Annotated in this window: 19 protein-coding genes and 2 pseudogenes; 20 read left to right on the top strand and 1 reads right to left on the bottom strand. The window is 72.7% G+C overall.

Features of this window, described 5'->3' with window-relative positions; genetic code table 11:
• The first annotated feature begins 15 nt into the window (after positions 1-15).
• The 6 genes and pseudogenes from IO29_RS25045 to nusB all read left to right on the top strand — a co-directional run bounded on the left by IO29_RS25045 (position 16) and on the right by nusB (position 5,569).
• Entirely contained in the window at positions 16-498 is a 483-nt protein-coding gene (locus tag IO29_RS25045; RefSeq protein WP_106969947.1) for a shikimate kinase, read from the top strand.
• Positions 495-1,586 carry a 3-dehydroquinate synthase gene (gene aroB, locus IO29_RS25040; protein WP_030381742.1) on the top strand — a complete coding sequence of 364 codons (1,092 nt, stop codon included), beginning with the start codon at positions 495-497 and terminating at the stop codon, positions 1,584-1,586. The genes IO29_RS25045 and aroB overlap by 4 nt, the downstream gene beginning before the upstream one ends.
• Before the next feature lie 716 nt (positions 1,587-2,302).
• A pseudogene (locus IO29_RS40095) lies at positions 2,303-3,318 on the top strand (AAA family ATPase).
• A 76-nt stretch (positions 3,319-3,394) separates the two neighbouring features.
• Positions 3,395-4,522: an aminopeptidase P family protein gene (locus IO29_RS25030; protein WP_030382380.1), complete on the top strand. Its 1,128-nt coding sequence runs from the start codon at positions 3,395-3,397 to the stop codon at positions 4,520-4,522.
• A 49-nt stretch (positions 4,523-4,571) separates the two neighbouring features.
• Positions 4,572-5,138: an elongation factor P gene (gene efp, locus IO29_RS25025; RefSeq protein ID WP_030382381.1), complete on the top strand. Its 567-nt coding sequence runs from the start codon at positions 4,572-4,574 to the stop codon at positions 5,136-5,138.
• Between the two features lie 2 nt (positions 5,139-5,140).
• A complete protein-coding gene (gene nusB, locus IO29_RS25020) occupies positions 5,141-5,569 on the top strand; it encodes a transcription antitermination factor NusB (RefSeq protein ID WP_030382382.1) in 429 nt (142 codons plus the stop codon).
• A gap of 95 nt (positions 5,570-5,664) precedes the next feature.
• Here nusB and bldD read toward each other — a convergent pair.
• A pseudogene (gene bldD, locus IO29_RS25015) lies at positions 5,665-6,164 on the bottom strand (transcriptional regulator BldD).
• Positions 6,165-6,476: 312 nt separating this feature from the next.
• On the opposite strand from bldD, the gene pyrR reads away from it, so the two are divergent.
• The 14 genes from pyrR to IO29_RS24945 all read left to right on the top strand — a co-directional run bounded on the left by pyrR (position 6,477) and on the right by IO29_RS24945 (position 23,168).
• Positions 6,477-7,106 carry a bifunctional pyr operon transcriptional regulator/uracil phosphoribosyltransferase PyrR gene (gene pyrR / locus IO29_RS25010; RefSeq protein WP_030382383.1) on the top strand — a complete coding sequence of 210 codons (630 nt, stop codon included), beginning with the start codon at positions 6,477-6,479 and terminating at the stop codon, positions 7,104-7,106.
• A gap of 231 nt (positions 7,107-7,337) precedes the next feature.
• Positions 7,338-8,318: an aspartate carbamoyltransferase catalytic subunit gene (locus IO29_RS25005; protein WP_030382384.1), complete on the top strand. Its 981-nt coding sequence runs from the start codon at positions 7,338-7,340 to the stop codon at positions 8,316-8,318.
• Between the two features lie 5 nt (positions 8,319-8,323).
• Complete coding sequence (locus tag IO29_RS25000; protein WP_030382385.1) at positions 8,324-9,619, top strand: dihydroorotase; 1,296 nt, start codon at positions 8,324-8,326, stop codon at positions 9,617-9,619.
• Complete coding sequence (locus IO29_RS24995) at positions 9,616-10,182, top strand: PH-like domain-containing protein (protein WP_030382386.1); 567 nt, start codon at positions 9,616-9,618, stop codon at positions 10,180-10,182. Before IO29_RS25000 ends, IO29_RS24995 begins: the two co-directional genes overlap by 4 nt.
• Positions 10,179-11,318 carry a glutamine-hydrolyzing carbamoyl-phosphate synthase small subunit gene (gene carA / locus IO29_RS24990; protein ID WP_030382387.1) on the top strand — a complete coding sequence of 380 codons (1,140 nt, stop codon included), beginning with the start codon at positions 10,179-10,181 and terminating at the stop codon, positions 11,316-11,318. The genes IO29_RS24995 and carA overlap by 4 nt, the downstream gene beginning before the upstream one ends.
• Positions 11,311-14,619: a carbamoyl-phosphate synthase large subunit gene (gene carB / locus IO29_RS24985; protein WP_030382388.1), complete on the top strand. Its 3,309-nt coding sequence runs from the start codon at positions 11,311-11,313 to the stop codon at positions 14,617-14,619. The genes carA and carB overlap by 8 nt, the downstream gene beginning before the upstream one ends.
• Before the next feature lie 57 nt (positions 14,620-14,676).
• Positions 14,677-15,783, top strand: coding sequence for a quinone-dependent dihydroorotate dehydrogenase (locus IO29_RS24980; RefSeq protein WP_030382389.1), 1,107 nt, complete (start codon positions 14,677-14,679; stop codon positions 15,781-15,783).
• Positions 15,780-16,634 (top strand): orotidine-5'-phosphate decarboxylase, encoded by an 855-nt coding sequence (gene pyrF, locus IO29_RS24975; RefSeq protein ID WP_030382390.1) that lies wholly within the window; start codon positions 15,780-15,782, stop codon positions 16,632-16,634. Before IO29_RS24980 ends, pyrF begins: the two co-directional genes overlap by 4 nt.
• Before the next feature lie 233 nt (positions 16,635-16,867).
• Positions 16,868-17,191 (top strand): integration host factor, encoded by a 324-nt coding sequence (locus IO29_RS24970; protein ID WP_030382391.1) that lies wholly within the window; start codon positions 16,868-16,870, stop codon positions 17,189-17,191.
• A 37-nt stretch (positions 17,192-17,228) separates the two neighbouring features.
• A complete protein-coding gene (gmk, locus tag IO29_RS24965) occupies positions 17,229-17,822 on the top strand; it encodes a guanylate kinase (RefSeq protein WP_030382392.1) in 594 nt (197 codons plus the stop codon).
• Between the two features lie 41 nt (positions 17,823-17,863).
• Positions 17,864-18,136, top strand: coding sequence for a DNA-directed RNA polymerase subunit omega (rpoZ, locus tag IO29_RS24960; RefSeq protein ID WP_003982715.1), 273 nt, complete (start codon positions 17,864-17,866; stop codon positions 18,134-18,136).
• Between the two features lie 150 nt (positions 18,137-18,286).
• Positions 18,287-19,489, top strand: coding sequence for a bifunctional phosphopantothenoylcysteine decarboxylase/phosphopantothenate--cysteine ligase CoaBC (coaBC, locus tag IO29_RS24955; RefSeq protein ID WP_030382393.1), 1,203 nt, complete (start codon positions 18,287-18,289; stop codon positions 19,487-19,489).
• Positions 19,490-19,727: 238 nt separating this feature from the next.
• Positions 19,728-20,936 (top strand): methionine adenosyltransferase, encoded by a 1,209-nt coding sequence (metK, locus tag IO29_RS24950; protein ID WP_030382394.1) that lies wholly within the window; start codon positions 19,728-19,730, stop codon positions 20,934-20,936.
• Positions 20,937-21,044: 108 nt separating this feature from the next.
• Positions 21,045-23,168, top strand: coding sequence for a primosomal protein N' (locus tag IO29_RS24945; protein ID WP_030382395.1), 2,124 nt, complete (start codon positions 21,045-21,047; stop codon positions 23,166-23,168).
• Positions 23,169-23,179 lie beyond the last annotated feature (11 nt).

Here is a 23,179-nt window from a genome sequence, read left to right as displayed (position 1 = left end):
GTCCTGGTCGGCCCGATGGGCGTGGGCAAGTCCACCGTGGGCGAGCTGCTCGCCGAGCGGCTCGGCGTGACCCACCGGGACACCGACGCCGACATCGTCGCCGCGCAGGGCCGCACCATCTCCGAGATCTTCGTCGACGAGGGCGAGGCGGTCTTCCGCGCCCTGGAGAAGGACGCCGTGCGGCGGGCGCTCGCCGAGCACGACGGCGTCCTGGCGCTCGGCGGCGGCGCGGTCCTGGACCCGGACACCCGCGCGCTGCTCGCCGGGCACCGGGTCGTCTACCTCACGATGGACGTCGAGGAGGCCGTCCGGCGCACGGGTCTGAACGCGGCCCGGCCGCTGCTGGCCCTCAACCCGCGCAAGCAGTGGCGCGAGCTGATGGAGGCCCGGCGGCACCTGTACGAAGAGGTCGCCACGGCGGTGGTGGCCACGGACGGACGCGGCCCGGAAGAGGTCGCGCAGGCCGTCCTGGACGCGATGGAACGGACAGAGGCATGAGCGAGTCGGTGACACGGATCGAGATCGGCGGCACCGCGGGCAGCGAGCCGTACGAGGTCCTGGTGGGACGTCAGCTCCTGGGGGAGCTGGGCGCGCTGATCGGGCCGAGGGCCAAGCGGGTCGCGGTCGTGCACCCCGAGGCGCTGGCCGAGACCGGCGAGGCGCTCCGCGCCGACCTGGCCGACCAGGGGTACGAGGCGATCGCCATCCAGGTGCCGAACGCGGAGGAGGCCAAGACGGCCGAGGTCGCGGCCTACTGCTGGAAGGCGCTCGGGCAGTCCGGGTTCACCCGGACCGACGTGATCGTCGGCGTCGGTGGCGGCGCCACCACCGATCTGGCCGGCTTCGTCGCCGCGACCTGGCTGCGCGGGGTGCGCTGGATCGCCGTCCCCACCACCGTGCTCGCCATGGTGGACGCGGCGGTCGGCGGCAAGACCGGCATCAACACCGCCGAGGGCAAGAACCTGGTGGGCGCGTTCCACCCGCCCGCGGGCGTGCTGTGCGACCTGGCGGCGCTGGACTCGCTGCCGGTCAACGACTACGTCTCCGGGCTCGCCGAGGTCATCAAGGCCGGGTTCATCGCCGACCCGGCCATCCTCGACCTCATCGAGGAGGACCCGCAGGCGGCCCGTACGCCGGACGGACCGCACACCGCCGAGCTGATCGAGCGCTCCATCCGGGTCAAGGCCGAGGTCGTCTCCGCCGACCTGAAGGAGGCCGGGCTGCGCGAGATCCTCAACTACGGGCACACGCTCGGGCACGCCATCGAGAAGAACGAGCGCTACAAGTGGCGGCACGGCGCGGCCGTCGCCGTCGGCATGCACTTCGCCGCGGAGCTCGGCCGGCTGGCGGGCCGCCTGGACGACGCCACGGCCGACCGCCACCGCACGATCCTGGAGGCCGTGGGCCTCCCGCTCCACTACCGCCACGACCAGTGGCCGCGCCTGCTGGAGAACATGAAGGTCGACAAGAAGTCCCGCGGCGACCTCCTCCGCTTCATCGTCCTGGACGGCCTGGCCAAACCGACGGTCCTGGAGGGCCCGGACCCGGCGGTGCTTCTGGCGGCGTACGGCGAGGTCGGCGAGTAGCGCGGGGCACGCGGGGGCTCAGGGGGCGCCTCCTCGGGTCATCTCCCGGGGCCCACCAGGGGGGCACCCCTCCCGGGGGCCTACCAGGGGGCACCCCTCCCGGGGGCCTACCAGGGGGCGCCCCCCCGGGGGCCTACCAGGGGGCGCCCCCCCGGGGGCCCACCAGGGGGCGCCTCCCCGGTCGTCTCCCGGGGGGCCGCCCCCGGTCCTCTCCAGGGGGTCCAGCGGGTCTCCGCCAAGGGGGCGCCCGCCTGGTTATCTCCCGGGGTCCGCCGGGGGGCATCCCCGGGTCATCTCCGGGGGTCCACCGGGGGTCCGCCGGGGGTCCGCCAAGGGGGCGTCCGCCCGGTTATCTCCCGGGGGTCCGCCAGGGGGCACCCCCCGGGTCATCTCCGGGGGTCTGCCAGGGGGCATCCCCGGGTCATCCCCGGGGGTCCAGGGGGCGGAGCCCCCTCGGGGGCGGGGGCGGCAGCCCCGGAACCGGCCCGGGGGCGGAGCCCCTTACGCACCCGGGGGCGGAGCCGCACACGCACCCTGGGGGCAGAGCCCCTCACACACCCCGGGGGCAGAGCCCCACACACGCACCCCGGGGCGGAGCCCCTCATCCCCCGGCCGTTCACACAAGAACGGCCAAGGACGGTACCGTTCGGTGGGCAGCGGGCCGTCGGACCCCCGCGGCCAGCGCCGACAGCCTGTACGAGACGGAGTGGCACCGGATGCAGCACGCAGTGGGAGCTCCGCTGCCGCCGCCCCCTCAGCCGGGGCAGCCGCCGGCGACCGTGTGGTCGTCGGCAGGGCACCACCCCCAGGGCCGCCCGGGCCCCGCCCCGGCGACACCGCCCGGCTTCGCCGGCGGACCGGTGCCGCCCCCCGGCGGCCCGTCCACGCACCTGCCCACGCACCCGGCGCCCCCGCACCACACCCCCGCCCCGGCGGGCCCACCCGCACCCCCCGCGCCACCGCACCCGCACCCCCCGCGCCACCGGCACCCCCCGTACCCACCGGTCCGCCCGCCCCCGCGGGCCCGCCCGCGCGCTCGGGGCCGCAGCCGCCGCCCGCACCGCCCGCCGGCCGGCCGCCCCGCCCGGACACCACCGGGCACATGACGCTCCCGCCCGGCGGCCCCGTCGGCATCCCGCACGTCCCGCCCGCCGCGGGCGCGCCCGACGCCACGGCCACCACGCTCGCCGTGCTGCTGATCGGCCCCGCCGGCGCCGGCAAGACCAGCGTCGCCAAATACTGGGCGGACCGCCGCCGCGTCCCCACCGCGCACATCAGCCTCGACGACGTGCGCGAATGGGTGCGCTCCGGCTTCGCCGACCCCCAGTCCGGCTGGAACGACAACTCCGAGGCCCAGTACCGCCTCGCCCGCCGCACCTGCGGCTTCGCCGCGCGCAACTTCCTGGCCAACGGCATCTCCTGCATCCTGGACGACGCCGTCTTCCCCGACCGCCCGGTCGTCGGCCTCGGCGGCTGGAAGCGGCACGTGGGCCCGGGCCTGCTGCCGGTCGTACTGCTGCCCGGCCTGGAGATCGTCCTGGAGCGCAACGCCGAGCGCTCGGGCAACCGCCGTCTCACCGACGAGGAGGTCGCCCGCATCCACGGCCGCATGGCGGGCTGGTACGGCTCGGGCCTGCCGATCATCGACAACTCTCACCTGGACATCCCCTCCACCGCCCGGCTCCTGGACGACGTCCTGGCCCGCGCGATAGCGAGCCCGCCCACCTGGTAGCGCCCGCGCGCGTGGGCCCCGCCCGCTCGGCGGCCCCCAACCGGCACAAATCGCCCACACCCCATAGGCTCGGGACATGTCCGAGGTGTACGCGATCCGCCGCAACCGCCTGAGGGACCGCTGTAGCGCGAGCGGCAGCGCGACGGCGCTGATCTCCCGCCCCGTCAACGTCCGCTACCTCGCCGGCGCCGCGCCCAGGGGCGCGGTCCTGTTGCTCGGCCGCGACGAGGATATGCTGCTCAGTCCCGGCCCGCCCGATCCGCAGCCCGGGGTCGACCGCCTCGACGAGTCGCTGCGGACCCAGATCCTGCCCGGCGGCACCGGAGCCCCGGGCGCGCCCGGCGGCGACGCGGCGGTCGCCGCCGCGGACCTGGCCGCCGGCCAGGGCGCCGAATCCCTCGCGGTGGAGGAGCACCACCTCACCGTCGCCCGCCACCGCGCCCTGCGCTCCGTCGCGCCCCGGCTGCGCCTGGACGACGTCGGCGGCGTCGTCGAGCAGCTGCGGCTCGTCAAGGACGAGGAGGAGATCTCCCTGCTGCGCGTCGGCGCGGAGATCGCCGACCAGGCGCTCGGCGAACTCCTGGAGTCGATCCTGGTCGGCCGCACCGAGCGGCACCTCGCCCTGGAACTGGAACGCCGCCTGGTCGATCACGGCGCCGACGGCCCCGCCTTCACCACCTCCGTCGCCACCGGCCCCCACTCGGGCCGCCGCGGTCACCGCCCCACCGACCGCCGCGTCGAGGAGGGCGACTTCCTCACCGTCTGCCTCGGCGCCGCCTACCACGGCTACCGCTCCGAGATCGGACGTACGTTCGTCATCGGGACCTCGCCCGCCGACTGGCAGATCGAGCTGTACGACCTGGTCTTCGCCGCCCAGCGGGCCGGACGCGAGGCCCTGGCACCCGGCGTGGCGTGCCGGGACGTGGACCGCGTGGCACGCCAGGTCATCGACTCCGGAGGGCACGGCGACGCGCTCCCGCCGATGACGGGACACGGCGTAGGACTGGAAATCGAAGAGGACCCTCAATTGGCCCCCGCGGCCATGGGTAAACTGGACGCTTGCGTGCCGGTCACCGTCGAACCGGGGGTTCACCTCCCGGGACGGGGAGGTGTCCGGATCGATGACACGCTCGTCGTGCGCCCCGAGGCGGACGGCGGACCCGAGCTACTCACCATCACGACCAAGGAGCTGCTCGCCCTCTAGGCAGGTGCGTGCCCCGGGGTCGTACGTCAGTCCAGGAGATTCCGCAACCGTGGCTTCCACGAACGACCTCAAGAACGGCCTGGTGCTCAAGCTCGAAGGCGGCCAGCTCTGGTCCGTCGTCGAGTTCCAGCACGTCAAGCCCGGCAAGGGCCCGGCATTCGTGCGCACCAAGCTCAAGAACGTGCTCTCCGGCAAGGTCGTCGACAAGACGTTCAACGCCGGCGTCAAGGTCGAGACGGCCACTGTCGACAAGCGCGACATGCAGTTCTCCTACATGGACGGCGACTACTTCGTCTTCATGGACATGGAGACCTACGACCAGCTCATGGTCGACCGCAAGGCCGTCGGCGACGCCGCCAACTTCCTGATCGAGGGCTTCGAGGCCACCGTCGCGCAGCACGAGGGCGAGGTGCTCTTCGTCGAGCTGCCGGCCGCCGTCGAGCTGACGGTCCAGGAGACCGAGCCGGGCGTCCAGGGCGACCGCTCCACCGGTGGCACCAAGCCCGCCACGCTGGAGACCGGCCACCAGATCCAGGTCCCGCTCTTCATCACCACCGGTGAGAAGATCAAGGTCGACACCCGTTCGAGTGACTACCTCGGCCGGGTGAACAGCTAACCGTGGCTGCCCGTAACACGGCCCGCAAGCGCGCCTTCCAGATCCTCTTCGAGGGCGACCAGCGTGGCGCCGATGTCCTGACCGTGCTCGCGGACTGGGTCACGCTCTCCCGGAGCGACACCCGGCAGCCGCCGGTCAGCGAGTACACGATGCAGCTCGTCGAGGGCTACGCGGAATACGCGCCGCGGATCGACGAACTGCTCGCGCAGTACGCGGTCGGCTGGACGCTGGACCGGATGCCGGTGGTCGACCGCAACATCCTGCGGCTCGGCGCGTACGAGCTGATCTGGGTCGACGAGACCCCGGACGCGGTGGTCCTCGACGAGATGGTGCAGCTCGCCAAGGAGTTCTCCACGGACGAGTCACCGGCCTTCGTCAACGGCCTCCTGGGCCGCCTGAAGGAGCTCAAGCCGTCGCTTCGGCGCGCGTAGCCCCGCCGCAGCACCACACAAAGCCGCCGGGGTGGCGGGAGAACCGAGAAGGTTTCCCGCCACCCCGGCGGCACGTTTCTGCGTGGGGCCGCCGGTCAGGCGTCCTCGTGGGCGACCGCGCGGCGCGCGTCCGCGTCCAGGACGCCCCAGTTGATCAGCTGCTCGGTGAGGACCGAGGGCGACTGGCGTAGATGACGGCGAGTGTCCGCAGGTCGTCCTGGCGGATGGAGAGCACCTTGCCGTTGTAGTCGCCGCGCTGGGACTGGATCGTCGCCGCGTAGCGCTGCAAGGGGCCGGCCTTCTCCGCCGGGACCGTGGCCAGCCGCTCCAGGTCCAGGACGAGCTTCGGCGGCGGCTCGGCGGCCCCGCCCGGCGTGGTGCCCGGCAGCAGCTCCTGCACCGGGACCCCGTAGAAGTCCGCCAGCTCGGCGAGGCGCTGCACGGTGACGGCGCGGTCGCCGCGTTCGTACGAACCGACGACGACGGCCTTCCAGCGGCCCTGGGACTTCTCCTCGACACCGTGGAGGGACAGCCCCTGCTGGGTGCGGATGGCCCGGAGCTTGGCCCCGAGCTGTTTGGCGTATTCGCTGGACATATGGCTCCCGGACACTGTGTCGACGTGCGGCGCGGCCGCGCGGCTGGTGACTCACTGTGAGGTTACGCAGCGTGACTCTGCCCCGTCAAGCGGAATCGGTCGGCCCGACCCTTCCGCGTACGGACGACGGGCGGTGACGCCGTTCGGGTGAGATCCGGCGGCCGAGGGGGTGACCGGACGGCGGGTCGGGCGGGGGCGGGCGGCAGGCGGGGGGCCGGGCGAGGCCCGCCGAGCGACCTGGTAGCGTGGATGGCGCAAATCCGACGTCCTTTAAGGTCCGTCCCGTGAGGCGGAGAAGGAGGTCCGTTTCGTATGGACAAATCAGACAAGCCGGACAGGCAAGATGAGCCGGGCAAGGCCGCCAAGCAGGCCGACGCGTACGCGTCCGATGCCCGGCCCGTGCTGGAAGCACCCGACATCGCGCGGGTACTGACCCGCATCGCCCACGAGATCGTCGAACGCGCCAAGGGCGCCGACGACGTGGTGCTCCTCGGCATTCCGACCCGGGGCGTCTTCCTCGCCCGCCGGCTCGCCGCCAAGCTCGAACAGATCACCGGCCGTACGGTCCCGGTCGGCTCCCTCGACATCACGATGTACCGCGACGACCTGCGCATGCAGCCCCCGCGTGCGCTGGCCCGCACCGAGATCCCCGGTGACGGCGTCGACGGCCGCCTCGTCGTCCTCGTCGACGACGTGCTCTTCTCCGGGCGCACCATCCGCGCCGCCCTGGACGCGCTCGGCGACATCGGCCGGCCGCGCGCCGTGCAGCTCGCCGTCCTCGTCGACCGCGGCCACCGCGAACTCCCGATCCGCGCCGACTACGTCGGCAAGAACCTCCCCACGTCGCTGCGGGAGACGGTCAAGGTCCAGCTCTCCGAGGAGGACGGCCGCGACACCGTCCTGCTCGGTGTGAAGCCGGCCGCCCCGGGCGCCCAGCCGTAGCTGTCGGCGTACGGCACCGTCGTACGCCTGCCGCGAGCGAGCTCCGCCGGGCACGCGTGCGCCCGCGCGCGTGCCGCCCGCCACCGGAGGAACCGGACCCGGAAACCGCTCCCGGAACCGGACCGGAAGAACCGCCGCCGGACCCCGTGACCGCGAGGCACCCCGCCTCCCGGACGCCGAGCCCCGGACCCCGGCCCCCTGCCCCGAACCGCCCTACGGAGCCTGAAAAAGATGCAGCGTCATCTCATCTCGGCCGCCGACCTCACCCGCGACGACGCCGTCCTGATCCTCGACACCGCCGAGGAGATGGCCCGGGTCGCCGACCGGCCGATCAAGAAACTGCCCACCCTGCGCGGCCGTACCGTCGTCAACCTCTTCTTCGAGGACTCGACCCGCACCCGGATCTCCTTCGAGGCCGCCGAGAAACGCCTGTCCGCGGACGTCATCAACTTCACCGCCAAGGGCTCCAGCGTGTCCAAGGGGGAGTCCCTGAAGGACACCGCGCAGACCCTGGAGGCGATGGGCGTCGACGCCGTCGTCATCCGGCACGGCGCCTCCGGCGCCCCCTACCGGCTGGCGAACTCCGGCTGGATCGACGCCGCCGTGATCAACGCGGGCGACGGCACTCACCAGCACCCCACCCAGGCCCTCCTGGACGCCTTCACCATGCGCCGCCGCCTGGTCGGCCGGGACGCGGGGCTCGGCCGGGACCTGGCGGGCAAGCGCATCACGCTCGTCGGCGACATCCTGCACAGCCGGGTCGCCCGCTCCAACGTCGACCTGCTGCACACGCTCGGCGCCGAGGTCACCCTGGTCGCCCCGCCCACCCTGCTCCCCGTCGGCATCGAGAGCTGGCCCTGCGAGGTCTCCTACGACCTCGACTCGACGCTCCCCAAGTCCGACGCGGTGATGCTGCTCCGCGTGCAGCGCGAACGCATGAACGCCGCGTTCTTCCCGACCGAGCGCGAGTACTCCCGCCGCTACGGCCTCGACGCCGACCGCATGGCGCGGATGCCCGAACAGGCCATCGTGATGCACCCCGGCCCGATGGTCCGCGGCATGGAGATCACCGCCGAGGTCGCCGACTCGCCGCGCTGCACCGCCGTCGAGCAGGTCGCCAACGGCGTCTCGATCCGCATGGCCGTCCTGTACCTGCTGCTGGGCGGCAACGAACCCGCCGTCCCGCACGCCCGCACCACCGAGGAGAAGTGACCGGCATGAGCAAGACCCTGATCCGCGGTGCGAAGGTGCTCGGCGGCGCGCCCCAGGACGTCCTGATCGACGGCGAAACGATCACGCAGATCGGCACGGACCTCCCCGCCGACGCCACCGGGGGCGCGGAGATCGTCGAGGCCGACGGCAAGGTGCTGCTGCCGGGCCTGGTCGACCTGCACACCCATCTGCGCGAGCCCGGCCGCGAGGACTCCGAGACGGTGCTGACCGGCACCCGCGCGGCCGCCTCCGGCGGCTACACGGCCGTCTTCGCCATGGCCAACACCTTCCCCGTCGCCGACACCGCCGGCGTGGTCGAACAGGTGTACCGACTCGGCCGGGAACACGGCTACTGCGACGTACAGCCCATCGGCGCCGTCACCGTCGGCCTGGACGGCAAGAAGCTCGCCGAGCTCGGCGCCATGCACGACTCGGCGGCCGGCGTCACCGTCTTCTCCGACGACGGCAAGTGCGTCCACGACGCCGTGATCATGCGCCGCGCCCTGGAGTACGTGAAGGCCTTCGGCGGCGTCGTCGCCCAGCACGCCCAGGAACCGCGGCTCACCGAGGGCGCCCAGATGAACGAGGGCGTCGTCTCCGCCGAGCTCGGCCTCGGCGGCTGGCCGGCCGTCGCCGAGGAGTCGGTCATCGCCCGGGACGTGCTGCTCGCCGACCACGTCGGCTCCCGCGTCCACATCTGCCACCTGTCCACCGCGGGCAGCGTCGAGATCGTCCGCTGGGCGAAGTCCCGCGGCATCCGGGTCACCGCCGAGGTGACCCCGCACCACCTGCTCCTCACCGACGAACTGGTGCGCAGCTACAACCCGGTCTACAAGGTCAACCCGCCGCTGCGCACCGAGGCCGACGTGCGGGCGCTGCGCGAGGCGCTGGCCGACGGCACGATCGACATCGTCGCCACCGACCACGCCCCGCACCCGCACGAGGACAAGGACTGCGAGTGGGCCGCCGCCGCCATGGGCATGGTCGGCCTGGAGACCGCGTTGTCAGTGGTCCAGGAGACGATGGTGGAGACCGGACTGCTGGACTGGGCCGGAGTCGCCGCGCGCATGTCCGTCACGCCCGCCGAGATCGGACAGGCGCACGGCCACGGCCGCCCCGTCTCGGCAGGTGAGCCCGCCAACCTCACCCTGGTCGACACGGCATACCGTGGGCAGGTGGACCCCGCGGGCTTCGCCTCGCGCAGCCGCAACACCCCGTACGAGGGCCGCGTGCTGCCGGGCCGTGTCACCCACACCTGGCTCCGGGGCAAGGCCACGCTCGTCGACGGGAAGCTCACGTGACACCTCTGAAGCTGCTGGCCGCCGAACAGAAATCGGCGGAAGTGACCGACTGGGCCGCCCGTATCGGCTGGCTGATCGGCATCGCCCTCGTCGTCGCGCTCGTCTACTGGCTGATGCGCGAGGGCTGGAAATGGCGCGGCACCCTCCAGAACGACCTTCCGGAGCTGGCCACCGCGCCGGAGGACCCGGGCCCGGTCAGACTGACGATGAGCGGCCGCTACCACGGCTCCACCACCGCCGGGCAGTGGCTCGACCGCATCGTCGCGCGCGGCCTGGGCACCCGCAGCCGCGCCGAGCTCACCCTGACGGACGCCGGACTGGACGTCGTACGCCCCGGGGCGGCCGACTTCTTCGTCCCGGCCGCCGCGCTGCGCGGGGCCCGGCTCGACAAGGGCATCGCCGGCAAGGTCCTCACCGAGGGCGGACTGCTGGTCGTCACCTGGCGGCACGGCGACAAGGCGATCGACTCCGGGTTCCGCTCCGACCGAGCGGCCGAGCACCTGGAGTGGGTCGAGGCCCTGAACCACATGATCGACAAGACGGAAACGGAAGGCGCACGATGACCACCTCCACAAGGGGAGCCAAGGTTCCCGCCGTACTCGTCCTGGAGGACGGCCGTATCTTCCGCGGCCGTGCCTACGGGGCCGTGGGGGAGACCTTCGGCGAAGCGGTGTTCTCCACCGGCATGACCGGCTACCAGGAGACCCTGACCGACCCCTCGTACCGCCGCCAGGTCGTCGTGATGACCGCCCCGCACGTCGGCAACACCGGCGTCAACGACGAGGACCCCGAGTCCCGGCAGATCTGGGTCGCCGGCTACGTCGTGCGCGACCCCGCGCGCGTGCCCTCCAGCTGGCGCAACCGGCGCACCCTCGACGAGGAGCTCGCCGGCCAGGGCGTCGTCGGCATCTCCGGCATCGACACCCGCGCCCTCACCCGCCATCTGCGCGAGCGCGGCGCCATGCGCGTCGGCATCTTCAGCGGCGACGCCGTGCGGGACGACGTCACCCTGCTGGCCCGGGTCCGGGAGGCCCCCCAGATGAAGGGCGCCAGCCTCTACGAGGAGGTCACCACCCCGGAGGCGTACGTCGTCCCGGCGCGGGGTGAGAAGAGGTTCACCGTCGCCGCGATCGACCTCGGCATCAAGGGCATGACCCCGCATCGCATGGCCGAGCGCGGCATCGAGGTGCACGTCCTGCCCGCCACCGCCACGCTCGACGAGGTCTACGCGGTCGCCCCGGACGGCGTGTTCTTCTCCAACGGCCCGGGCGACCCGGCCACCGCCGACCACCCCGTCTCGCTCATGCGGGGCGTCCTGGAGCGCGGCACGCCGCTGTTCGGCATCTGCTTCGGCAACCAGCTCCTCGGCCGCGCCCTCGGCTTCGGCACCTACAAGCTGAAGTACGGCCACCGCGGCATCAACCAGCCCGTGCAGGACCGTACGACAGGCAAGGTCGAGGTCACCGCGCACAACCACGGCTTCGCCGTCGACGCCCCCACCGACAAGGTCTCCGAGACCCCCTTCGGCCGCGCCGAGGTCTCCCACGTCTGCCTCAACGACAACGTGGTGGAGGGGCTCCAGCTCCTCGACAAGCCGGCCTTCAGCGTCCAGTACCACCCCGAAGCGGCGGCCGGACCGCACGACGCCGCCTACCTGTTCGACCGTTTCACGTCTTTGATGGAGGGCCAGCGTGCCTAAGCGCACCGATATCCAGTCCGTCCTGGTCATCGGCTCCGGCCCGATCGTCATCGGTCAGGCCGCCGAGTTCGACTACTCCGGCACCCAGGCGTGCCGCGTCCTCAAGGCCGAGGGCCTGCGGGTGATCCTGGTCAACTCCAACCCGGCGACGATCATGACCGACCCGGAGATCGCCGACGCCACCTACGTCGAGCCGATCACCCCGGAGTTCGTCGAGAAGATCATCGCCAAGGAGAACCCCGACGCGCTGCTCCCCACCCTGGGCGGCCAGACGGCCCTGAACACCGCGATCTCCCTGCACGAGAACGGCGTCCTGGAGAAGTACGGCGTCGAGCTGATCGGCGCCAACGTGGCGGCCATCCACAAGGGCGAGGACCGCGACCAGTTCAAGCTGGTCGTCGAGGAGGTCCGCAAGAAGATCGGGCACGGCGAGTCCGCCCGCTCGGTCATCTGCCACACCATGGACGACGTCCTCCAGGGCGTCGACACCCTCGGCGGCTACCCCGTCGTCGTCCGCCCCTCCTTCACCATGGGCGGCGCCGGCTCCGGCTTCGCCCACGACGAGGAGGAGCTGCGCCGCATCGCCGGCACCGGCCTCACCCTCTCGCCGACCACCGAGGTGCTCCTGGAGGAGTCCATCCTCGGCTGGAAGGAGTACGAGCTGGAGCTGATGCGCGACCGGAACGACAACGTCGTGGTCGTCTGCTCCATCGAGAACTTCGACCCCATGGGCGTGCACACCGGTGACTCCATCACCGTCGCCCCGGCGATGACGCTCACCGACCGCGAGTACCAGATCCTGCGCGACATGGGCATCGCGATCATCCGCGAGGTCGGCGTCGACACCGGCGGCTGCAACATCCAGTTCGCGGTCAACCCGGAAGACGGCCGGGTCATCGTCATCGAGATGAACCCCCGGGTGTCGCGCTCCTCGGCGCTCGCCTCCAAGGCGACCGGTTTCCCCATCGCCAAGATCGCCGCCAAGCTCGCCGTCGGCTACACCCTCGACGAGATCCCCAACGACATCACCGAGCAGACCCCGGCCTCCTTCGAGCCCACGCTCGACTACGTCGTCGTCAAGGCGCCGCGGTTCGCCTTCGAGAAGTTCCCCTCCGCCGACTCCACGCTGACCACCACCATGAAGTCGGTCGGCGAGGCCATGGCGATCGGCCGGAACTTCACCGAGGCCTTCCAGAAGGCGCTGCGCTCCCTGGAGAAGAAGGGCAGCCAGTTCACCTTCGTCGGGGACCCCGGTGACAAGGCCGCCCTCCTCGAAGAGGCCGTGCGTCCCACCGACGGCCGGATCAACGCCGTCATGGGCGCCATCCGCGCGGGCGCCACCCCCGAGGAGGTCTTCGAGGCCACCAAGATCGACCCCTGGTTCGTCGACCAGCTCTACCTCCTCAAGGAGATCGCCGACGAGCTCGCCTCCGTCGAGCGCCTGGACGCCGGACTGCTCGCCGAGGCCAAGCGGCACGGCTTCTCCGACCAGCAGATCGGCGAGATCCGCGGTCTGCGCGAGGACGTGGTGCGCGAGGTGCGGCACGCCCTCGGCGTACGCCCCGTCTACAAGACGGTCGACACCTGCGCCGCCGAGTTCGCCGCCAGGACGCCGTACTTCTACTCCTCCTACGACGAGGAGAGCGAGGTCGCCCCGCGCGAGAAGCCCGCGGTGATCATCCTGGGCTCCGGCCCCAACCGCATCGGCCAGGGCATCGAGTTCGACTACTCCTGCGTCCACGCCTCCTTCGCGCTGAGCGACGCCGGCTACGAGACCGTGATGGTCAACTGCAACCCGGAGACCGTCTCCACCGACTACGACACCTCCGACCGGCTCTACTTCGAGCCGCTCACCCTGGAGGACGTCCTGGAGATCGTCCACGCCGAGCAGCAGGCCGGCCCCGTCGCGGGCGTCCTGGTCCAGCTCGGCGGCCAGACCCCGCTCGGCCTCTCGCAGGCCCTCAAGGACAACGGCGTGCCCGTCGTCGGCACCTCCCCGGAGGCCATCCACGCCGCCGAGGACCGCGGCGCCTTCGGCCGGGTGCTCGCCGAGGCCGGACTGCCCGCTCCCAAGCACGGCACCGCCACCACCTTCGCCGAGGCCAAGGCCATCGCCGACGAGATCGGCTACCCGGTCCTGGTGCGGCCCTCCTACGTGCTCGGCGGACGCGGCATGGAGATCGTCTACGACGAGACCCGGCTGGCGGCGTACATCGCCGAGTCCACCGAGATCAGCCCCTCCCGGCCGGTCCTGGTCGACCGCTTCCTCGACGACGCCATAGAGATCGACGTCGACGCCCTCTACGACGGCACCGAGCTCTACCTCGGCGGCGTCATGGAGCACATCGAGGAGGCCGGCATCCACTCCGGCGACTCCGCCTGCGCGCTGCCCCCGATCACCCTCGGCGGCTACGACATCAAGCGGCTGCGCGCCTCCACCGAGGCCATCGCGCGCGGGGTCGGCGTCCGCGGACTGATCAACATCCAGTTCGCGCTCTCCGGCGACATCCTCTACGTCCTGGAGGCCAACCCGCGCGCCTCCCGCACGGTGCCCTTCACCTCCAAGGCGACCGCGGTACCGCTGGCCAAGGCCGCCGCCCGCATCTCGCTCGGCGCCACCGTCGCCGAACTGCGCGCCGAGGGGCTGCTGCCGAGGAACGGCGACGGCGGCACCCTGCCGCTGGACGCGCCGATCTCCGTCAAGGAGGCCGTACTGCCCTGGAGCCGCTTCCGGGACACCTCCGGGCGCGGTGTGGACACCGTGCTCGGCCCCGAGATGCGCTCCACCGGCGAGGTCATGGGCATCGACTCCGTCTTCGGCACGGCGTACGCCAAGTCGCAGGCCGGCGCCTACGGCCCGCTGCCCACCAAGGGCCGCGCGTTCATCTCGGTCGCCAACCGCGACAAGCGCTCCATGATCTTCCCGGCCCGCGAACTGGTCGCCCACGGCTTCGAACTGCTCGCCACCTCCGGCACCGCCGAGGTGCTGCGGCGCAACGGCATCGACGCCACCGTCGTGCGCAAGCAGTCCGAGGGCCCCGGCCCGAACGGCGAGAAGACCATCGTCCAGTACATCCACGACGGCGAGGTCGACCTCATCGTCAACACCCCGTACGGCACCGGCGGCCGCCTCGACGGCTACGAGATCCGCACGGCGGCCGTGTCCCGCTCGGTGCCCTGCCTGACGACGGTCCAGGCGCTGGCCGCCGCCGTCCAGGGCATCGACGCCCTCCACGCCGGTGGCGTAGGGGTGCGCTCCTTGCAGGAACACGCCGAATTCCTGACCGCGGCCCGCGACTGACGGACGAGGGGGACACCGGAAACGGTGTCCCCCTCCTCATGAGGACACGACACCCACATGTACCCGCTCTTCTTCCGGCTCGTCTTCTCCCGCATGGACCCGGAGCGCGCGCACCACCTGGCGGTGCGCTGGATCCGCCTCGTCGCCCGCGTCCCCGTGCTGCGCACGTTCGTCGCGGCGGCCCTCGCCCCCCGCCACAAGGAGCTGCGCACCGAGGCGCTGGGACTGCGCCTGCACAGCCCCTTCGGACTCGCCGCCGGCTTCGACAAGAACGCCGTCGCCGTCGACGGGCTGGCGATGCTCGGCTTCGACCACGTCGAGATCGGCACCGTCACCGGCGAACCGCAGCCCGGCAACCCGAGGAAACGGCTGTTCCGCCTGGTGCCGGACCGGGCGCTGATCAACCGCATGGGCTTCAACAACGACGGCTCCGCCGCCGTCGCCGCCCGCCTGGCCGCCCGTACCCCCGTCTTCCGCACGGTGCTCGGCGTCAACATCGGCAAGACCAAGGTCGTCCCGGAGGGTGAGGCCGTCGCCGACTACGTGAAGTCCGCCGAGCGGCTCGCCCCGCACGCCGACTACCTCGTCGTCAACGTCTCCTCGCCCAACACCCCCGGCCTGCGCGACCTCCAGGCCACCGAGGCGCTGCGCCCGCTGCTGACGGCCGTGCGGGAGGCCGCCGACCGCGTGGTGACCGGACGCCGGGTGCCCCTGCTGGTCAAGATCGCGCCCGACCTGAACGACGAGGACGTGGACGCCGTCGCCGACCTCGCCGTGGAACTCGGCCTGGACGGGATCATCGCCACCAACACCACCGTCGCCCGCGAGGGCCTCGGACTGCGCGCCGACGCCTCCGTGGTGAAGGAGACCGGCGGCCTTTCCGGCGCCCCGCTCAAGGAACGCTCCCTTCAGGTGCTGCGCCGCCTGCACGCGCGCGTGGGCGACCGCGTCACCCTGGTCGGCGTCGGCGGCATCGAGGACGCCGAGGACGTCTGGCAGCGCATCCTGGCCGGCGCCACCCTGGTCCAGGGCTACAGCGCCTTCATCTACCAGGGCCCCTTCTGGGGCCGCGCGATCCACAAGGGCCTCGCCGCCCGCCTGCGCACCAGCCCGTACGCCACCCTCGCCGACGCGGTCGGCGCCGACGTGAGGACGACGACATGACAGTCCTGGAACCCTTCGGCGCCCGCCTGCGCCGTGCCATGGACGAGCGCGGACCGCTGTGCGTCGGCATCGACCCGCACGCCTCCCTGCTGGCCGACTGGGGCCTGAACGACGACGTGGCCGGCCTGGAGCGGTTCAGCCGCACGGTCGTCGAGGCCGTGGCCGGCCGGGTCGCCGTCCTGAAGCCGCAGAGCGCGTTCTTCGAACGCTTCGGCTCGCGCGGCATCGCCGTCCTGGAGAAGTCGGTGCAGGAGGCCCGGGCGGCCGGTGCGCTCGTCGTCATGGACGCCAAGCGCGGCGACATCGGCTCCACCATGGCCGCCTACGCCGAGGCCTTCCTGCACAAGGACGCGCCCCTGTTCTCGGACGCGCTCACCGTCTCGCCGTACCTGGGCTACGGGTCGCTGCGGCCCGCCGTGGAGCTGGCCCGGGAGAGCGGCGCCGGACTCTTCGTCCTGGCGCTCACCTCCAACCCGGAGGGCGACGAGGTGCAGCACGCGGTGCGCGCCGGCGAGGGCGGGGGGCGGAACGTGGGCGCCACGGTCCTGGCGCACCTGGCCGCCGAGAACGCAGGGGAGGAGCCGCTGGGTTCCTTCGGCGCGGTCGTCGGCGCGACGCTCGGCGACCTGTCGTCGTACGACCTGGCGGTCAACGGTCCGCTCCTCGCGCCCGGCATCGGCGCCCAGGGGGCCACCCCGGCCGATCTCCCGCGCGTCTTCGGTGCGGCGCTGCGCAACGTCGTGCCCAACGTCAGCCGGGGCGTGCTCCGGCACGGGCCCGACGCCGGGGCACTGCGGACGGCCTCGGACCGCTTCGCGGAGGAGGTCAGGGCGGCTGTGGCGGCCTCTTGACAGCGCTTGAGCCTGAATACAGGCTCAAATCCGGGCCGGTATGCCGTAAATGTCGGGCTCGACAGAGGCTGACCAGGACTTTTCCGCTGTTCTCGCTGACTCTCGCGGACTTGACCGCTAGTCTCCGTCGAGAGTGAACGGGCAAGCGTGTTGCTCGTGGCTCACCTGGTGTGGGACGACTAGGTTCCTCACCGGTCCGTATCCGACAGTTCGACATCCGAGGTGACGTAGGCGTGGCTCTTCCGCCCCTTACCCCCGAACAGCGCGCAGCCGCGCTCGAAAAGGCCGCCGCGGCTCGCCGGGAGCGGGCCGAGGTGAAGAATCGACTCAAGCACTCCGGCGCCTCCCTTCACGAGGTCATCAAGCAGGGCCAGGAGAACGACGTCATCGGCAAGATGAAGGTCTCCGCACTCCTGGAGTCCCTGCCGGGCGTGGGCAAGGTCCGCGCCAAGCAGATCATGGAGCGGCTCGGCATCTCCGAGAGCCGCCGGGTCCGCGGCCTCGGCTCCAACCAGATCGCCTCCCTGGAGCGCGAGTTCGGGAGCCAGGCCAGCTGAGTCCGGGGCACCCCGGGATTGCTGGAATAATCGCCGCATGGCTGTAACACCCCGGGGGACGACCCCCGTACCCCCGGACGCACGTCCGCGGCTGACCGTGCTCTCCGGCCCCTCCGGGGTCGGCAAGAGCACGGTCGTCGCCCATATGCGCAAGGAGCACCCCGAGGTCTGGCTCTCGGTGTCGGCGACGACCCGGACGCCCCGCCCCGGGGAGAAGCACGGGGTCCAGTACTTCTTCGTCACCGACGAGGAGATGGACAAGCTGATCGCCAACGGCGAGCTCCTGGAGTGGGCCGAGTTCGCCGGCAACCGCTACGGCACGCCGCGCGCCGCCGTGCTGGAGCGGCTGGAGGCCGGCGAACCGGTTCTTCTCGAGATCGACCTCCAGGGCGCCCGGCTGGTCCGCGAGTCCATGCCGGAGGCCCAGCTGGTGTTCCTGGCTCCGCCCTCGTGGGAGGAGCTGGTGCGCCGGCTCACCGGACGCGGCACCGAGCCGCCCGAGGTGATCGAGCGCCGTCTGGAGGCGGCGAAGATCGAACTCGCGGCCGAATCGGAGTTCGACGTGACCCTTGTCAACACCTCCGTCGAGGACGTGGCGCGCGAGCTGCTAGCCTTGATGGACGTAGTGTGATCGTTTTCTGCGATCCCATCCCACCTTTCGGAAGGTAGAGCGTGTCCTCTTCCATCACCGCGCCCGAGGGCATCATCAACCCGCCGATCGACGAGCTCCTCGAGGCCACCGACTCGAAGTACAGCCTCGTGATCTACGCGGCCAAGCGGGCCCGCCAGATCAACGCGTACTACTCGCAGCTCGGCGAGGGCCTCCTCGAGTACGTCGGTCCGCTCGTCGACACCCACGTCCACGAGAAGCCGCTCTCGATCGCCCTGCGCGAGATCAACGCCGGTCTGCTGACCTCCGAGGCCGTCGAGGGCCCGGCGCAGTAAGTGCGGTCACGGCAGTAGCATTTTCAGACTGAAGCTGGTTTTTCCACAGGCCCGGCAGCGCGACTGCCGGGCCTGTGGTGTGTCATGGAACCCGTACGCCGCGGCTCGTCGGCGTACGGGTGTCGAGAACGGGGAGGCCCGGTGAACCCGGTGAGCAAGCCCAAGGTCGTCCTGGGGGTCAGTGGTGGCATCGCCGCCTACAAGGCGTGCGAACTGCTGCGCCGGCTGACCGAGTCCGGCCATGACGTCCGTGTCGTCCCCACCGCCTCCGCGCTGCACTTCGTCGGCGCCGCCACCTGGTCCGCGCTCTCCGGCAACCCGGTCTCCACGGAGGTCTGGGACGACGTCCACGAGGTGCCGCACGTGCGCATCGGCCAGGCCGCCGACCTCGTCGTGGTCGCCCCGGCCACCGCCGACACGCTGGCCAGGGCGGCCCACGGCCTCGCCGACGACCTGCTGACCAACACCCTGCTCACCGCCCGCTGCCCGGTCGTCTTCGCCCCCGCGATGCACACCGAGATGTGGGAGCACCCCGCCACCCGGGAGAGCGTGGCGACGCTGCGCCGCCGGGGCGCCGTCGTGATCGAGCCCGCCGTCGGCCGGCTCACCGGCGTCGACACCGGCAAGGGGCGGCTGCCCGACCCGGCCGAGATCTTCGAGGTGTGCCGCCGCGTCCTGGCCCGGGGGGCGACCGAACCCGACCTCGCGGGGCGGCACGTCGTGGTCAGCGCCGGCGGCACCCGGGAACCGCTCGACCCGGTCCGCTTCCTCGGCAACCGCTCCTCCGGCAAGCAGGGCTACGCCCTCGCCCGCACCGCCGCCGCGCGGGGTGCCCGGGTCACACTGGTCGCCGCCAACGCCGCGCTGCCCGACCCGGCCGGCGTCGACGTCGTCCCGGTGGGCACGGCGGTCCAGCTGCGCGAGGCGGTGCTCAAGGCGGCCGCCGACGCCGACGCCGTCGTCATGGCCGCCGCGGTCGCCGACTTCCGCCCCGCCGTGTACGCCGCCGGCAAGATCAAGAAGAAGGACGGCCAGGAGCCCGAACCGGTCGCGCTGGTGCGCAATCCGGACGTTCTCGCGGAGATATCGGCCGACCGGGCGCGGCCCGGGCAGGTGATCGTGGGCTTCGCCGCCGAGACCGACGACGTCCTCGCCAACGGCCGCGCCAAGCTGGCGCGCAAGGGCTGCGACCTGCTCGTCGTCAACGAGGTGGGGGAGCACCGCACCTTCGGCGCCGAGGAGAACGAGGCGGTGGTCCTGGGCGCCGACGGCAGCGAAACCCCCGTACCGCACGGGCCGAAGGAGGCCCTGGCCGACACCGTCTGGGACCTCGTGGCCACGCGCCTCACCTGAACGCGCCGGCCGCCCGGCGGACCCGCCCACTCCGGTGGTGCACCGTGCCCGGACCCCTGGAAAGCGGGCCCGGCATTGGGCAGAATGCCCGTGCCGCAGGTCACAGTGGGCCCGAGAGGCGAGACGGGTGGGCCCGTGGCCGGGCATGACCGATAAACTGTCACCGGACGTGCCGGGCGCAGCCCCCGCCCCGTCCACCAATGATCAGCCAGCAGCCGCTGCAACCCCAGGGAGCGTTGTGTCCCGTCGCCTGTTCACCTCGGAATCCGTGACCGAGGGTCACCCGGACAAGATCGCTGACCAGATCAGTGACGCCATTCTCGATGCGCTCCTGAAGGAGGACCCGACCTCCCGGGTCGCCGTGGAGACGCTGATCACCACCGGCCTGGTGCACGTGGCCGGCGAGGTCACGACCAAGGCGTACGCGGACATCGCGACGCTGGTGCGCAACACGATCCTCGGGATCGGCTACGACTCGTCCAAGAAGGGCTTCGACGGCGCCTCCTGCGGTGTCTCCGTCTCCATCGGCGCCCAGTCCCCGGACATCGCCCAGGGTGTGGACGCCGCCTACGAGAACCGGGTCGAGGGCGACGACGACGAGCTGGACCGGCAGGGCGCCGGCGACCAGGGCCTGATGTTCGGCTACGCCTCGGACGAGACGCCCACGCTGATGCCGCTGCCGATCTTCCTGGCGCACCGGCTGTCCAAGCGCCTGTCCGAGGTCCGCAAGAACGGCACCATCCCCTACCTGCGCCCGGACGGCAAGACGCAGGTCACCATCGAGTACGACGGCGACAAGGCGGTCCGCCTGGACACGGTCGTCGTCTCCTCCCAGCACGCCAGCGACATCGACCTGGAGTCGCTGCTCGCCCCCGACATCCGCGAGTTCGTCGTCGAGCCGGAGCTGAAGGCCCTGCTGGACGACGGCATCAAGCTGGAGACCGAGGGCTACCGCCTGCTGGTCAACCCGACCGGCCGCTTCGAGATCGGCGGCCCGATGGGCGACGCCGGCCTCACCGGCCGCAAGATCATCATCGACACCTACGGCGGCATGGCCCGCCACGGCGGCGGCGCCTTCTCCGGCAAGGACCCGTCCAAGGTCGACCGCTCGGCCGCCTACGCGATGCGCTGGGTCGCCAAGAACGTGGTCGCCGCGGGCCTGGCCTCCCGCTGCGAGGTCCAGGTCGCCTACGCGATCGGCAAGGCCGAGCCGGTGGGCCTGTTCGTGGAGACCTTCGGCACCGCCAAGGTCGACGCGGAGAAGATCGAGGCCGCCATCGGCGAGGTCTTCGACCTCCGCCCGGCCGCCATCATCCGCGACCTCGACCTGCTCCGCCCGATCTACGCCCAGACGGCGGCGTACGGCCACTTCGGCCGCGAACTCGCCGACTTCACCTGGGAGCGCACGGACCGGGTGGACGCGCTGCGCAAGGCGGCGGGTCTCTGACCCGAGCGCATCCAGCCGTTTCCGCGGGCCCGGCCCCTCCTCGGGGGCCGGGCCCGCGGCATGCGGACACCCCGCCCGTTGTCAGTGCCCTTTGGTAAGAATGCTGGTGTGAGCAGCGAGGACGGGACGGCGGGGGCCGGGGGTGAGGGTGCGCCGCCGGAGCAGCTCGCGTTGATCCGCGAGAGCGTGCGCAAGGCCAGGGTGCCCCGGGCCAAGCCGCGCACCTGGCGCGGTGCGGCGCTGGCCAAGGAGCTGCCGGTGGCCCGGGTGCTCGTCGACAAGGGTGTGCTGCACCTCGACCGGTACTTCGACTACGCCGTGCCCGAGGAACTGGACGAAGCCGCGCAGCCCGGGGTGCGGGTGCGCGTGCGGTTCGGCGCCGGGGGGCGCACGGTGCGGGAGGGGCGGCGCGAGGGCGGGAGCCTCATCGACGGCTTTCTGATCGAGCGGGTCGCCGAGTCCGACTACGCCGGGCCGCTGGCCGCCCTCGCCCAGGTCGTGTCGCCGGAACCCGTTCTCGGCCCCGAGCTGCTGGACCTCGCCCGCGCCGTCGCCGACCGGTACGCGGGCAGCCTCGCCGACGTGCTGCAACTGGCGGTGCCGCCCCGGCACGCCCGCGCCGAGGCCCGCGCGTCGGACCCGCCGCCGGCCCCGCCGGCGCCGCCCGAGCCCGGCAGCTGGCGGCGCTACGAACGGGGCGAGGGCTTTCTGCGCGCCCTGGCCGAGGGCCGTGCGCCGCGGGCGGTGTGGACGGCGCTGCCCGGCCCCGAGTGGGCCGAGGAGATCGCCCGGGCCGTGGCGGCGACGCTCGCCTCGGGCCGGGGCGCGCTCGTCGTCGTCCCGTCCGGGCGGCCCGCGAGCCGGGTCGACGCCGCGCTCACCGCCCTGCTGGGCGAGGGACAGCACGTGGTGCTGACCGCCGACGCGGGACAGGAGCGGCGCTACCGCGAGTGGCTCGCCGTGCGCCGGGGAGCGGTGCGGGCCGTCGTCGGGACCCGCGCCGCGATGTTCGCGCCGGTACGCGACCTCGGCCTGGTCGTCGTGTGGGACGACGGCGACTCCGGGCACAGCGACGACCACGCGCCCTTCCCGCACGTCCGGGAGGTACTGGAGCTGCGCGCCACCCGCGACCGGTGCGCGTTCCTGCTGGGCGGCTGGAGCTGCACGGTGGAGGCCGCGCAACTGGTGGAGAGCGGCTGGGCCGCGCCCCTGGTCGCCGACCGCGAACGGGTGCGCGCCACCGCGCCGCTGGTGCGGACCGTCGGGGACCAGGACCTGGCCCGCGACGAGGCCGCCCGGGCCGCCCGGCTCCCCACGCTCGCCTGGCAGACGCTCCGCGAGGGGCTGCGGCACGGCCCTGTGCTGATCCAGGTGCCGCGGCGGGGGTACGTGCCCCGGCTGGCCTGCGCCCAGTGCCGGGAACCCGCCCGCTGCGGGCGCTGTGCCGGGCCGCTGGAGGCGCGGGATGCGGGCGAGCTGCGGTGCGTGTGGTGCGGCACCGAGGAGCCGGCCTGGCACTGCCCCGAGTGCGGCGGGTTCCGGCTGCGGGCGCAGATCGTGGGCGCACGCCGGACGGCGGAGGAGCTGGGGCGGGCGTTCCCGGCGGTGCCGGTGCGCACATCGGGGCGCGAGCACGTACTGGACACGGTGCCGGGGACACCCGCGCTGGTGGTGAGCACACCCGGGGCCGAGCCGGTCGCCGAGGGCGGGTACGCGGCCGCGCTGCTGCTCGACGGCTGGGCGATGCTCGGCCGGCCGGACCTGCGGGCGGGGGAGGAGGCATTGCGGCGGTGGATCGGCGCGGCCGCGCTGGTCCGGCCCCAGCCGGCCGGGGGCACGGTGGTGGTCGTCGCCGAGCCCACGCTGCGGCCCGTCCAGGCGCTGGTCCGCTGGGACCCGTCCGGGCACGCGGTACGTGAGCTGGGGGAGCGGCGTGAGCTGGCGTTCCCGCCGGTGTTCCGCATGGCGGCGGTGACGGGACCGGTGGGCGCGGTGACGGAGTTCCTGGAGGTGGTCGAGCTGCCCGGGGACGCGGAGATACTGGGCCCGGTCCCGGTCACCGCCCCGGCCGGCGCCGTCCCGCCGACGACGGCGGAACGCGCGCTGGTCCGCGTCCCACCGGGCAGCGGAGCGGAGCTCGCGGCGGCCCTGAAGACAGCACAGGCGGCCCGGATGGCACGGGGCGGGGGCGCGGAGGTGCGCATCCGGATCGATCCACCGGACATCGGCTGACCCGCCCGCCC

Origin of the sequence: Streptomyces sp. NRRL F-6676 (assembly GCF_000725625.1) — a bacterium.
Classification (GTDB): Bacteria; Actinomycetota; Actinomycetes; order Streptomycetales; family Streptomycetaceae; genus Streptomyces.
The sequence above is the reverse complement of the archived record's forward strand: the minus strand, read 5'-3'. Positions and strand labels throughout refer to the sequence as shown.